This window comes from Actinomadura sp. SCN-SB (assembly GCF_043906805.1).
GTDB lineage: Bacteria > Actinomycetota > Actinomycetes > Streptosporangiales > Streptosporangiaceae > Spirillospora.
On record NZ_JBIMPP010000062.1, the window covers coordinates 1 to 13652 of the forward strand.

The following is a 13652-nucleotide window of genomic DNA, read 5'->3' on the forward strand; positions in this document are numbered from 1 at the left end:
TCCGGCGGCGACCTCGGTGTAGGCGCGCGAGCAGCAGATCTGCGCGCTGGTCGCGGCCACGGCGAGGTCCGCCGGGTCCGCGTGCGGGGTCAGCGCGGCCGCGTAGGCGGCCGACCGTGCCGCTTCGACCGCGACCATCATGTCGGCGCACCGGTGCTTGATGGCCTGAAAGCTGCCGATGGGCCGCTCGAACTGGTGCCGTGTCCTGGCGTACTCGACGGCCGCGTCCAGGCACCACTGCGCGCCTCCGGCCTGCTCGGCCGCCAGCGCGATCCGCGCGTGGTCCACCGCCGTCTCGATCACCGTCGGGTCGGACGACAGCAGCCGTGCCGGGACGGACGCGAAGTCCAGCCGGGCCAGCCCGCGGGTCGGGTCGACCGCCTCGTGCGCGCGGCGGGTCAGGCCGGTGGCATCGCCGGACACGGCGAACAGCGCCGTCCCGGCGTCGGTGGCGGCCGTGACGAGGATCAGGTCGGCGAGGGACCCGTCCAGGACGAAGTACTTCGCGCCGTCGATGAGGTGGCCGTCGCCGCTCGCCTTGGCCGTGGTGTGGGCGGCGCCGGTCTCCCAGGCCCCGCCGGCCTCCACCAGCGCGAGCGTCGCGATCGTGGAACCGTCGGCGATCCCCGGCAGGAACTCCGCCTTGATCTTCTCATCGGCGCAGGCCAGCAGCGCCGGGACGGCAAGGCCCACGGTGCCCAGCAACGGGCCGCCCGCGAGCGCCCGGCCGAGTTCCTCGAACACCACGCACAGCTCGGCGGCGCCGAACCCCGCTCCGCCGTACTCCTCGGGGACGGCCAGCCCCTGGACGCCGATCTCGGCGGCCATCCGCCGCCACAGCTGCGCGTCATGGGCGTCGTCCGCATCGATCAAAGCCCGGCGGTCGGCGTGCTCCTCCAGGAAGGCGCGCATGACCGCGCGCAGTTCCTCCTGCTCGGAGGTGAATGCGATCTCCACGGATCCGTCCTTTCAGCGTCCGGTGAAGGCAGGGGCGCGGCGGCCGAGGAACGCGCGGATGCCCTCCTTGAAGTCCTCGCCGCGCAGGCTGAGCTCGACCGTGCGCGCCTCGGCCGCCAGAGCCCGCGGCAGGTCCGCGATCAGATGATCGGAGATCAGGGCCTTGGTGAGGCCGTGCACGAGGGTCGGCCCGGCGGCCAGCTCGGTCGCCAGCTCCTCCGCGGCTCCCGCCAGCTCCGCTTCCGGCACCACGTCACCGATCAGACCCCAGTCCAGGGCCTGCGGAGCCGGGACGACCACGCCGCGGATGAGCATCTGCTTCGCCCGCGCGATCCCGATGAGCCTGGGCAGCAGGTACGTGGCGCCGCTGTCGGCGGTGAAACCGCGCTGGGCGAACGGCTCGCTGAAGGTGGCCGTTTCGGCGGCCACCACGAAATCGCAGGCCAGCGCCAGATGCAGGCCGAGCCCCGTCGCACGCCCCTGGACGGCGGCGACCGCGGGCACCGGCAGGTCCCACAGCGTCTGGACGAGCCGGTGCGACACCGACGCCAGGCCCCGGATCATCGCGCCCAGCGGCGGGCGCTCCCCTCCGGGGACGTTGGCGGTGACCAGGTCGGCGCCGCCGCAGAAGTTCCTGCCCTCGGCTCGCAGCAGGACGGCCCGTACGGTGCCGCCCGCGGCGGCGTCCTCCAGCGCGCGCAGCAGGACGGTCATGTCCTCCGTCCGCAGCGCGTTGGCCTTGCCGGGACGGGCGAGGGTCAGACGCAGCACCGCGCCCGTGACCTCGTGCCGCACGCCGTTCGGGGTCGTCACCGGTTTCCCTCGCGCAACAACTCGCCGTGACGGGCCATCATGTCGATCGCTCTGCGCTGCAGCTCGGCCGGAACCGCGGGGAGCAGCGCCGGACCGTGCTCGCGGCTGGGCAGCGCGATGGTCGCGGTGCCTTTCATCGTGTCCTCGCCGCGCTGGTTGGTGGCCTTGAACGCGATGTCGACCAGGCACCGGCCGTCCTCCGCCACGGTCTTGCCGGTGACCTCGCCGGACAGGAACTGGGTGTCGCCCTGGTAGTTGAACTTGCGGATCTCGTCGTGCTGGGACACCACCCAGGCGTCATCGCCGCCCCAGTCGGTCAGGTAGTGGTGCGCCCAGCACTCACGCAGCACGCCGTAGTCGTAGGCGCGCGGGTTGCCGATGGCCTGCGCCCATGCCGAGTCCCAGTGGACGCGCTGCGCCACGTCCGGCACCCCGTACTCGTTCTTGATGTAAAACGGGGCGATGCGCTGCCGGTTCTGGTAGGCCAGCCGTCCGGTCTTCAGCCCGTACGGGACGAAGCCGTACCCGCCCGCGTGGAAGACGACCATGTCGGTGGTGGTCAGCGGCCCCTTCACCATCGGCGGCAGCGCCTCACCGACCCTGACGTCCTCGAAGTACCGCGGCTCGCGCCCGCGAGGCTTCTCTCCCGCGTAGATTTCGTCGATCTTCGCCAGGTCCTCGTCGGTGTAGTTCGGCTCCTCGATGTTCTTGTACTTGCCGCGGTCGCGCGCCTTCTTGCGCTCGGTGTAGATGACCAGGGTGCGGTAGACGCCGACGACCTCGGCGTTCTGGTTCATCTTGACCTGGCGGTTCACCTTCACCACCGAGCGGCCGGCGAACTCCGATCGCTTGACCTCGATCGACTCCAGCCCGCCGAAGCCGTAGAGGGTGTCGCCGGGACGGATCGGCCGGTACCAGTCCCAGGTGCCGCCGGACACGAAGGCGTGGATGCCGCGGTAGCTGCCGCCCCGCTCCTGCTTGGAGGGGCGCTCTCCGCGCAGCGGCGCGTTCAGGATCGCCGCCATGATCGGCGGAGCGATCTGACCGCCCCACCGGGTGGCCTTGCCGTACTCGGGATCGGTGAACAGCGGGTTGTCGTCCCCGTAGCCGGTGGCGAAGTTGCGGATCGCCTCGGGCGTGGCGGTACCGAGGAACTCCTGTGAGTGGCTCGCCCAGTCACGGCCGACGATCGCGCGGTCCTTGTCGATGTCGGCCTCGTTCAGCTCGGCGGACGTCGCCCTCTCGAACTCCCCCTGCGTCTTCTCGCCGGTGGTCTCACTCACGATGCGGTCCTTTCAGGGACTTCGGGGACGAAGAGGGCCCGGACGCCCGGACGGCTGATCTTCATGGACGGGGTACGCGGCAGCTCGTCCACGACCTTGATCTCGGTGGGCAGGTGATAGCGGGCGAGCCGGTCGCGCAGCCACTTGCGCAGCTCGGCGAGCTCGGCCGGAGCGCGCAGCGTCACAGCGGCGACCGGCACCTCGCCGAGCCGCGGGTCGGGCAGCCCGACGGCGGATGCGTCGGTCACGGCCGGGTGCGCCTTCAGCGCGTCCTCGATCACGCTTGGGACGATCTTGAACCCGCCGCGGTTGATGGCCTCGTCGGCGCGGCCGTGGATGAACAGGAATCCGTCCTCGTCGAGGGAGGCCAGGTCGGTGGTCCGCGTCCAGCCGTCGCCGCCCGCCGGGAGCTGCCCGCCGCGGGCCTCCAGGATGCCGACCTCGCCCGGGCCCAGCGGCACTCCGGTGTCCTGGTCGACGATCCGCAGTTCGATGCCGGGATGGGCACGCCCGACACTGCCCCGCTTGGCGTCGCCCCATTCGCGGCGCAGCTTCAGATGCCACCCCGCGATGGCCCCGGCGAACTCGGTCGCACCGTAGTTGGTCAGGACGGGCAGTCCGTGGCGGGCCTCGAACCGGTCGGCGTCGGCGGGGTCGAGCGGTGCGGTGCCGGACAGGACGCCGCGGACGCCGTCGAACACGTCCTTCGGTACGCCCGCGTCCATCACCATGCGCATGGCGGTCGGCGGCAGCCCGACGATCTTCGGCCGGTGCTTGCGGACGAGGGCGGCCCACGCGTCCACCTCGAACCGTTCCAGCAGCGCGGTGGGGCGTCCCTCCAGGACGGAGCTCACCGCGAAGTACAGGCCGCCGATGTGCACCAGCGACGTCCAGAGGATCGCGGTATCGGAACGGAGCCGGGCCTCACCGTCCAGGGCGGCCCCGGTGCCGGCTGCGTTGAACGCCGCGGTGAAGCTGGTGTAGGTCAGCTCCACCCGCTTGGGCTTGCCGGTAGTGCCGCTGGTCAGCATCAGCACGGCGACGTCGGAGGGTTGCACCGGAGCGGGGCCGGGCGTCCAGTCCACATCGCGCCGGACCAGCGCGCGTTCGTCGCCGGTCTCGATCGCCACGGCGCCGACAGCGCGGGCCGCGTCCGCCATCCCGTCCCTGGACCAGTCCTGCGGGTCGGCGATGACGGCCTGGGGGGCGAGCCCCGCGATGTCCTCGGTCAGCCCGACGTCCCCGTGGAAGGGGCTCAGGGTGACCGCCTCCCGTCCGGTGGCCAGCACGGCGATCAGCGCGGACAGCAACGCGGGCCGGTTGCGCAGCACGATGCCGATCCGGCGCGCGCCCGTCCCCTCCAGCAGCCGCTCCAGGTCCTGGATGGCCTCACCGTGGTACGACCATGGGTAGGCGCGGTCGCCGAAGGTGAGCGCGGTCGCGGCGGGATCGATCGCGATCATCTGGCGCAGCCGCGCGGACAGCGGCCGCCCGCATTGCGGGCCGACGTCGTTCATTGGATCCTTCCGGTCGGGTTCAGGGAGCAGCCGGAGCAGCGCCGCCAGGGCGGTGTCGCGCGGGTTGGGCCCGATGTAGGGCGGGACGCCGAGGACCCTCCCCACGGGCGGCACCTCGTCGGGCTGGTCGTCCACCAGGACGGCCGGGACGTGCTCCGGCGGCAGGACGGGCAGGATCCAGCGGTCCTGCCCGTCCCGCTCGGCCTTGACGTGGAAGGCGGTGACCAGGCCGGCGATGCCTGCGCCCTCGGCGCGGCGGCGCGCGTAGTCCGCGCCGCCCGCGCTCCACAGCAGCACGGGCACGCCCCGCTCCCGCAGACCTGAGAGCAGTTCCCGGGCCAGCGGCCGCAGCGACGTCCCGGTCACCGAGTCCAGCAGGGTGCCGTCCACGTCGAACAGCCACGCCCTCGAGGTCATGCTCACCACATTACGTCCACGTAGATGACTTCGCGAACATAGTTTACTTCGTCCAGAGATAGTGCGGGCGAGGGGCGATGTCCTCCGGCGCGAAGATCGGCTGCTGGGTGGCGCGCACCGGTGCCGCCAGCGCGGCGGCCCGCGGGTTCTGGCTCAGCGGGAACGCCACGCCCCGCTCCACGGTCTGCCGCTGGAGCCGGCTGATCAAGGGCTTGCGGGCGCCGTCGTCGCTCATCGCCAGGGCCTGGGCGAAGATCTTGTCCAGATCGGCCAGGTCGTCCAGCTTGAACGCGTTGTAGATCCCCTTGTTGGAGACGGTGCGGCTCCACCACTGGTAGATGTCGATCGAGGTGGGCACGAAGTACCCGGCCGGGAAGCGGCCCTTGCGGACGTCCGCGGTGTACTGACCGTTGGCGACATCGGTGATCTTCATCGTGATGCCGCCCTCCTTCAACAGCTGCGCGATGGTCTCGTTCTGCTGCTTGATGACCGGGGCGTTGCCGACCTCGAAGGTGAAGCCGTGCGGGTAGCCGGCCTGCGCGAGCAGTCGCTTCGCCTTGGCCACGTCCGGCTTGTTCAGCCCGTCCAGGGACGGGTCGTACCAGGGAGACCCGGGCGCGGCGAACCCGCCGTTCTTGGAGTCGCCCTTGCCGGACAGCAGCGCCTTGTTGTACGCGTCCCGGTCGAGCAGCAGGCCGATCGCCTGCCGGACCTGCGGCTTGGCGAAGGCGGGCACCTTCTTCCCGGCGCGGTCCATGATCAGGAACGTGCCGGTGAAGGTGTAGTCGCTCAGCACCCGCAGGCCCGCGTTCTTCGCGGGATCCATCTGGTTCGGCTGCAGCGTCGACATCACGTCGATCTGGCCGCTCTGGACGGCGTTCAGCCGCGCGTTGTCCTCCTGCATGATCTTGACGTTGATCGTCTCGGCCCGGACCGCCGCCTTGTTCCAGTAGTTCGGGTTCGCCTTGTAGACGTGCTCGGCGCCCTCGCGATGGGCGCCCTTCTGCCAGATCCAGCCGCCGCTGCCGGCGGCGGTGCGGGTCAGGTCCGTGCCGTCCTTGATCGCCTTCGGGCTGATCATGGCGCCCGCGACGGTGGACATGCTGTAGGGGAAGTCGGGCTGCGGCACCGAGAACGACACCCTGACCGTGGCCGGGTCGACGGCCTCCACCTCGGAGATCGGGGCGTAGATGTTGGTGTAGGGACCGCCGGTGATCTTCTTGGCGCGGTCCAGGTTCAGCTTGACGGTCTCGGCGTCGAACTTGGAGCCGTCATGGAAGGTCACGTCGTTGCGGAGCTTGAACTCCCAGGTCCTTGGATCGGGCTGGGACCACGACGTCGCCAGCCACGGCTTGGCGTTGAACTCGTCGTCGACGACGGTCAGCGTGTCGTACTCGGGAAGGATCAGCATCCCGTTCTGGGTGGTGGTGCGGGCCGGGTCCAGCGACGGTGTCTCCTGCCAGGCCGCCATGCGCAGCGTTCCGGCCGGGGCCGCGGGGGCGCCCGCGGTCTCGACGAGCGGGCCCGTGGCTCCGCCGGTCGCACCGCCACCGCAAGCGGCCAGGGTCAGGCCGGTCAGCAACGCGGCCGCCGCCGTCAGGAGACGTCTGGGTGCCGAGGTCGGGATCATCGGGCATCCTCCGGGGTGGTGGGGGGTTCGCCGTAGAGGTGGCAGGCGACACGGCCGCCGCCCGTCACGGGCGTCCATTCGGGAAAAGAGTCGGCGCACACCGGCATCCGGTGCGGGCATCGGGCGGCGAAGGGGCACCCGGAGGCGGAGACGCCGCCGGGGACGGGAGCGGCGGCGCTCAGTTCACGGCGCCTGGCCCGCTGGAGCCGCTGCCGGGCAGGGTCCGGGTCGGGGACGGCCGCCAGCAGCGCCTCGGTGTAGGGGTGGGCAGGTTGCTCGCAGATCCGGTCCGCCGGGCCCTCCTCGACCACGCGGCCGCGGTACATGACCGCGATCCGATCGCTGGCGTGGCGGACGACGGCCAGGTCGTGCGCGACGAACAGGTAGCCGACGCCGGTCCGCTCCCGCACGTCCTCCAGCAGGTTGACGACCTGGCTCTGCACGGACACGTCCAGCGCGCTGACCGGCTCGTCCAGGACGATCAGGCGCGGCTCGGCGGCCAGCGCCCGCGCGATCGACACCCGCTGGCGCTGCCCGCCCGACAGCTCGTAGGGGTACCGGCGGGCATGGTGCGCGGCGAGCCCGACCTGGTCGAGCAACCCTGCCACCCGCCGGTCCCGCTCCGGGCCGCGCAGGCCGAAGTGGATGGCCAGCGGCTCGGCCACGATGTCGCCGATCACCTTGGTCGGGTCCAGCGAGCCCAGCGGGTCTTGGAACACCGCCTGCACCGCGCGACGGTAGGCGGCCGGGACGCGGCGGCCGAAGGAGTCGACCTGGAAACCGGCCGCCTCGATCGTGCCGCCGTCCGGCCGGAGCAACCGCAGGATCGCCCGCGCGGTGGTGGACTTGCCGGAACCCGACTCCCCCACCAGGCCGAGCGTCTCGCCCGGCGCGACGTCCAGATCGATGTCGTTGACGGCGACGGTCGTGCCGGGACGCCGCCAGGGGGCGGAGCGGTTGCCGGTGAAGGTGACCGTCAGGTTCCGCACCCGCAGCAGCGGGCCGGTCCCGGTCGTGCTCTGCGTGGTGGTCGTCATGACTTTTTCGCAATCTGCTCCGCGCCGACGTCACGGACTCCCGTCAGGGTCAGCTCGCCCGCGCGGACGCATCGGGCGGCACGGCCGGCCCCGTCGGCGGCGGCCAGCTCGATCGGCCCGGCCGAGCACTCCGGCCGCGCGTGCGCGCAGCGATCAGCGAAGTGACAGCCCTCGGGCCAGGTGTTCGGCGGCGGGACCACGCCGGGTATCGACGGCAGCCGGCCCGTCCGCCGCACGTTGCGCGGCAGCGAGGCCAGCAGGCCCTCGGTGTAGGGGTGGGACGGGTTCCGGAAGACCTCCTCGGTGGTCCCGCACTCCACCAGCTGCCCGGCGTACATCACCGCGACCCGGTCGGCCACGTCGGCGACCACCCCGAGGTCGTGGGTGATCAGCAGGATGGACATCCCGATCCGCTCGCGCAGCTCCAGCAGCAGGTCCAGTACCTGGCCCTGGACGGTGACGTCCAGCGCGGTGGTGGGCTCGTCGGCGACCAGCAGCCGGGGCCGGGCCGCCAGCGCCATCGCGATCATCACGCGCTGCGCCATGCCGCCGGAGAACTGGTGCGGGTAGTCGCCGAGCCGCGCGGCGGGGTCGGGGATGTGCACCTGGTCGAACAGCTCGATGACCCGCTCCCGCGCCTGCGCCCGGTTCAGCTCCTCGTGCTCGCGCAGCACCTCGGCTACCTGGTCGCCGACCGTGTAGGCGGGGTTCAGGCTGGCGATCGGTTCCTGGAACACCACGCCGATCTCGCCGCCGCGCACCTTGCGCAGCTCGTCGAACGGCAGCCCGGTCAGCTCCCGGCCGTCCAGCCGGACGGCCGACGCCGCGACCCGCCCGGGGTCGGGGACGAGCCCGAGCAGCGACATCGCGGTGACGCTCTTGCCGCTGCCCGACTCGCCGACCAGCCCGAGGATCTCGCCCCGGCCCACGTCCAGGGACACGCCCTGCACGACGGTGACCCGCCCGGCGCCCGGCTGCGGGAACGACACGGTGAGGTCGCGGACGCTCAGCAGCGGGTCGGCCACGGCCACCCCGGCGGGCGGCTCCGCCGCGTCGCCTTCGGGGGTGTCGTGGTGCACCGGGTTGACGCCCAGCGACCCGGCCTTGGCCTCGCGGGCGAACAGGTCCCGCACGCCGTCGCCGACCTGGTTGAACGCCAGCACCGTGACCAGGATCGCCAGGCCCGGCGGCAGCGCCAGGAAGAAGCTCTGCCGGATGCTCGCCTGCGCGTCCGCCAGCATCGTGCCCCAGCTCGCCTGCCCGGCCTGCGCGCCCAAGCCCAGGAACGACAGCGTCGCCTCCGCGATGATCGCACCCGCGATCATCAGCGTGACCTGCACGATCAGCGGCGGGGTGATATTGGGCAGGATGTGCCGGAACAGGATCCGCCCGGCGCGGGCGCCCGCCACCCGGACCCCGTCGACGTAGAGCTCCTCACGGGCGGCGAGGGCCTCGCCGCGGGTCAGCCGCAGCAGCGTCATCGCGTAGACGACGCCGACCACGGCCATGGACTTCCACAGCCCCGGGCCGAGCACCGAGATCAGTGCGATGGCCAGCACCAGGAACGGCACCGACATGATCCCCTCGACGATCCGCATCAGGATCCGGTCGGTCCAGCCGCCGAGGTAGCCCGACAGCAGTCCGAGCGGGATGCCGATGACCGCCGCGATGCCGACCGCCTCGGCGCCCGAGGCGAGCGCGACCCGGGCCCCGTACAGGATCCGGGAGAGCACGTCCCGGCCGAGCTTGTCGGTGCCGAGCCAGTGGTCGGCGGACGGCCCGAGCAGGCCGTCGCGGATGTCGCCCTTGAGCGGGTCGTACGGCGCGAGCACCGGGGCGAGCGCGGCGCAGAGCATGACCAGCGCCACGACGGCGGCCCAGAACAGCGTGGCCCTGGAGCGCAGCAGCCTGGCGGTGAGCCGCCCGCCCCCACGGTCCTCGGCCCTCACAGCGCACGCACCTTGGGGTTGAGCCACGCGTACGACAGGTCGAGCAGCACGTTGACCAGCACGACGACGATCACGGTCAGCACGACGATCCCTTGGATGACGTCCGGGTCGCGGCGCAGCACCGCGTTGATGGCCAGCTGCCCGAGGCCGGGCATGGCGAACAGCCGCTCGATCACGATCGAACCGCCCAGCAGCGTCGTGACCTGGAACGACACGACGGTGACGATCGGTACCGCGGCGTTCTTCAGCGCGTGTTTGACGATGACGCGGCGCTTGGACAGGCCCTTGCTGAGCGCTGTCCGCACGTACTCCTGCTGCAGCACACCGATCATGCTGGACCGGGTCTGCCGGGAGATCGCGGCGGCGGCGATCAGGCCCAGCGAGATCGAGGGCAGCACCAGGCTGCGCAGCCAGCCGCCCGGGCTCTGGTCGATCGGCACATAGCCGACCGACGGGAACCACGGCAGCTGGATCGCGAACGCGAAGATCAGCAGCAGCCCGAGCCAGAATCCCGGCACGGCCTGGCCCACCGTGGCGAACAGGCTGATCGCCCTGTCGCCGGCGCGGCCCGCGCGCAGCGCGCTCCAGATCCCGGACGGCACGCCGAGCAGCAGCCCCACCAGCAGCCCGCCGAACGTGAGCGACAGGGTGACCGGCAGCGCCTGTATCAGCGAGGTCGCCACGTCCGCCTTGGTGTACAGCGACTGGCCGAGGTCGCCGCGGACGGCGCCGGACAGCCAGTCGGTGTACTGCTCCAGGACCGGACGGTCCAGCCCGAGCTCCTGCCGGACCGCGGCGACCTGCGCTTCGGACGCCTCGGGCCCGACGATGTTCTCCGCGGGATCGACGTCGGAGAGCTGGCCGAGGAAGAACACGCCGGTCGCGACCAGGAAGACCAGCGGGATCATCGCCAGCAGCCGGATGACCACCGTTCTCAGCACGGTTCCGCTCCCGTCACCACGGCCAAGGCGTCGACGGCGACGGCGCCGGACGCCCCGACGATCAGCGGGTTCAGCTCCAGTTCGCGGACCTCCGGGTGCCGCCCGGCGATCTCGCCGAGCCTGACCAGCACGCCGGCGACGGACTGGGCCTGTGCCTCGGTGAGGCCGCGGGCGGCGCCGACGAGGCGTCCGCCGCCCAGTTCCCGGACGAGCCGCCCCGCCTCGGCGGGCCCGACCGGGGCGAGGGCCAGGCGCCGGTCCCGGATGATCTCGACCAGCGTCCCGCCGAGCCCCACCGTGACGACCGGCCCGAACGTGGGGTCGGTGAGGAGCCCGCAGACCAGTTCAACGCCCGGCTCGACCATCCGCTGCACGAGGATCGAGGCGGCGGTCCCGTCGGCGGGGCGAAGTTCGCGGCCGAGCGCGGCGAGATCGGTGTAGGCGGCCTCGATGTCGGCGGGTCCGGTCAGCCCGACGCGGACGGCACCGTGCTCGCTCTTGTGGGCGAGCCAGTCCGCGCTGAGCTTTAGCACGACCTTCCCGCCTAGCTCGGCGGCGGCGGACACGGCCTCGGCCGCGCTGGCGACGACGCGCTCGTCGGGGACGGGGATCCCGGCCTCGACCAGGTAGCGGCGGGATACGTGCTCGGCCAGCGGCCGCGGCGGCGTCCCCACCTCTGGGATGCCGGCGGGCCGCGGATGGAACGGCTCCCCCAGCAGGCGCTCGCGGGTCTCCTGGTAGCGCACCAGCTCGCCCATCGCGCGGACCAGCAGGTTCGGGTCGTGGCAGGCGGTGACGCCACGGCCGGTCAGGTCGCGGGCGACGTCCGGCTGCCCCGCCCACACCGCGAACGGCTTCTCGGTGGCGTCGCTGGCGGCCTGCATCGTCTCGCGCAACCGCGGGCCGAGGCCGCGCGCCGCGCCCGCGACGACCACCATGTCGTAGTCGGGCGCCGCGGCGACCTTGGTGAACAGCTCGCGGAGCATCGACTGGTCGTTGACGATCTGCGCGGTCGGGTCGATCGGGTTGGCGATCGACCCGAAGGACGGCACGAGGGCGCCCAGCTCCTTCTCCAGTTCGCCGGACGGCCGCGGCATCTCCAGACCGGCGGTCTCGGCGGCGTCGGCCATCAGCACGCCCGCGCCGCCGCTGGAGGTGATGACGGCGAGGCGGCGTCCGGCCGGGCGGCGTCCGGCCGAGAACACCCGGGCGAACTCCACCAGCTCGGCGGGACCGTCCACGCGGACGATCCCGGCGCCCTCGAACGCCGCCGAGACCACGTCGTCCGCCGACGACAGCGCGCCGGTGTGGCTGGCCGCGGCGCGGGCCCCGACCTTGGAGCGGCCGGTGCGCACGGCCACGATCGGCTTGCCCAGTTCCAGCGCGCGACGGGCGGCGGCCAGCAGCGTGCCGGGCTTGCGCACCCCCTCCATGAACAGCGCGATGACCTGCACATCCGGCTGCTCGACCAGGTGACCCACCATCTCCCCGCAGGTCACGTCGGCCTCATTACCGGTGGCCAGGACGTAGGAGACACCCAGCCCGGACTGCTGCGCGGTCTCGAACATGGACATGCCGAAGCCGCCGCTCTGGCTGACGATGCCGATGTTGCCGGTCTCCTGCGGAACGTCGGTGATGGTGGAGAACACCGCGCGGAGCCCGATCGTCAGGTTCATGATCCCGATGCAGTTCGGCCCGCAGATCCGCATCCCGGCCCCGGCGCCGATCGCGACCAGCTCGTCCTGCGCCCGCCTGCCCTCCTCGCCGACCTCACCGAAGCCCGCCGACAGAACGAGCATCGCGCCGGTGCCGCGGGCCGCCGCGTCGCGCGCGATCTGCGGGACGGCCGGGCCGGGCGCCGCGACGATGGCCAGGTCGACGGGCTCGGGGACGGCGGAGATGTCCGGGAAGGCGGGCAGCCCCTGGACGGTGTCACGGGAGCTGTTCACCGGGAAGATCCCGCCGCGATAGCTCTCGATCAGCCGGGCGAGGATGCGGCCGCCGATCCGGGCGGGCTGGTCGGACGCGCCGACCACCGCGATCGAACGCGGCGAGACGAGGGGGGCGAGCGTCGCCAGGCCGGCGGGCGGCTCGGTCGCCGTCTGGGTCACGGTTGACCACTCCTTCATGCGCTGCTCGAACGGGGCGGGACGGAGCCGGAACCGGCGGCGGGCGTGCGGCGGCGGGCGGCCAGTTCGGTGAACTCGGGACGGTCGAGGCTTTCGTAGACGAGGTTCTGGGAATGTTCGCGGGCGGTGTCCCAGTCCTGCTCCCAGGCGGCGTGCACCTGTTCGCGCATCCGGGCGAGCGAGTAGCCGGAGTTCACGGCGAGACCGGCGGCGTAGGCGCGGGCCCGGTCGAGCAGTTCCTCCGCCGGAACGATCCACTGGACGAGGCCGATGCGCTCGGCCTCCTCGGCCCCCACGGTGCGCGACGAGTAGAGCAGGTCCAGCGCCCGAGCCGTCCCGACGAGCCTGGACAGCAGCCAGGCCGTGCCGCCCTCGGCGGTCAGCCCGAGCCGGGCGAACGCGGTGGTGAAGGTCGCCCCGGGCGCGGCGAAGCGCAGGTCGGCCATGAGGGTGTGGGCCAGGCCGATTCCGGCGGCCGGTCCGTTCACGGCGGCGATGAGCGGCTTGCGGAGCCGCATGGCGGTGTCGAAGGGAAGTCGCTGTGCGTCGTTCCGGGCGCGCAGCGTCGCGGCGTCCAGCCCTTCCAGTGCCTTGAAGTCGGCCCCGGCGCAGAACGCGCGCCCGGCCCCGGTCACGACGATGGCACGGACGCCCGGGTCGTGGTCCGCGCGGTCGAGCGCCTCCAGGTACAGCCCGCGCATCTCGGTCGTGAAGGCGTTGAGCCGCTCCGGCCGGTTCAGCGTGATCACGGCTATTTCGTCGACTGTTTTGCTGAGAACCGGATCGACATCCTGCGGCGTCGGCGCGCCGCACACAGCCTGGGCCACCAGATTCACCTCTTTTCGCCGGGCGATGGAGCCCCTGACGCGCATCTCCTCTGAGAAATTAGTATCATGTTTAATCTGAGGAGCCAAGATGCTCGCTACGATTCATCCGATGACGTGGCCCTGCCGGAGGGGCCTGAGCCGACCGGGGGTCT

10 protein-coding genes are annotated in these 13652 nt (G+C 72.2%); all 10 read right to left on the minus strand.

All coding sequences use genetic code 11. From position 1 onward, the window contains the following. Positions 1–957 (minus strand): acyl-CoA dehydrogenase family protein (locus ACGWYJ_RS30515; protein ID WP_395109898.1); only part of this gene is annotated, 957 nt, incomplete at its 3' end. A gap of 12 nt (positions 958–969) precedes the next feature. Continuing rightward, positions 970–1770 carry an enoyl-CoA hydratase/isomerase family protein gene (locus ACGWYJ_RS30520; RefSeq protein ID WP_395109899.1) on the minus strand — a complete coding sequence of 267 codons (801 nt, stop codon included), beginning with the start codon at positions 1768–1770 and terminating at the stop codon, positions 970–972. Then, positions 1767–3053, minus strand: coding sequence for a MaoC family dehydratase N-terminal domain-containing protein (locus tag ACGWYJ_RS30525; RefSeq protein WP_395109900.1), 1287 nt, complete (start codon positions 3051–3053; stop codon positions 1767–1769). Before ACGWYJ_RS30525 ends, ACGWYJ_RS30520 begins: the two co-directional genes overlap by 4 nt. Then, complete coding sequence (locus ACGWYJ_RS30530; protein WP_395109901.1) at positions 3050–4987, minus strand: AMP-binding protein; 1938 nt, start codon at positions 4985–4987, stop codon at positions 3050–3052. Before ACGWYJ_RS30530 ends, ACGWYJ_RS30525 begins: the two co-directional genes overlap by 4 nt. 43 nt (positions 4988–5030) lie before the next feature. Then, positions 5031–6617: an ABC transporter substrate-binding protein gene (locus tag ACGWYJ_RS30535; RefSeq protein ID WP_395109902.1), complete on the minus strand. Its 1587-nt coding sequence runs from the start codon at positions 6615–6617 to the stop codon at positions 5031–5033. Continuing rightward, on the minus strand, positions 6614–7654 hold the full coding sequence (locus ACGWYJ_RS30540) for an ABC transporter ATP-binding protein (protein ID WP_395109903.1): 1041 nt from the start codon (positions 7652–7654) through the stop codon (positions 6614–6616). Before ACGWYJ_RS30540 ends, ACGWYJ_RS30535 begins: the two co-directional genes overlap by 4 nt. Next, on the minus strand, positions 7651–9603 hold the full coding sequence (locus ACGWYJ_RS30545) for a dipeptide/oligopeptide/nickel ABC transporter permease/ATP-binding protein (RefSeq protein ID WP_395109904.1): 1953 nt from the start codon (positions 9601–9603) through the stop codon (positions 7651–7653). The genes ACGWYJ_RS30540 and ACGWYJ_RS30545 overlap by 4 nt, the downstream gene beginning before the upstream one ends. Continuing rightward, a complete protein-coding gene (locus ACGWYJ_RS30550) occupies positions 9600–10544 on the minus strand; it encodes an ABC transporter permease (RefSeq protein ID WP_395109905.1) in 945 nt (314 codons plus the stop codon). Before ACGWYJ_RS30550 ends, ACGWYJ_RS30545 begins: the two co-directional genes overlap by 4 nt. After that, positions 10538–12655: an acetate--CoA ligase family protein gene (locus ACGWYJ_RS30555; protein WP_395109906.1), complete on the minus strand. Its 2118-nt coding sequence runs from the start codon at positions 12653–12655 to the stop codon at positions 10538–10540. The genes ACGWYJ_RS30550 and ACGWYJ_RS30555 overlap by 7 nt, the downstream gene beginning before the upstream one ends. Before the next feature lie 14 nt (positions 12656–12669). After that, positions 12670–13422, minus strand: coding sequence for an enoyl-CoA hydratase-related protein (locus ACGWYJ_RS30560; protein WP_395109907.1), 753 nt, complete (start codon positions 13420–13422; stop codon positions 12670–12672). Positions 13423–13652 lie beyond the last annotated feature (230 nt).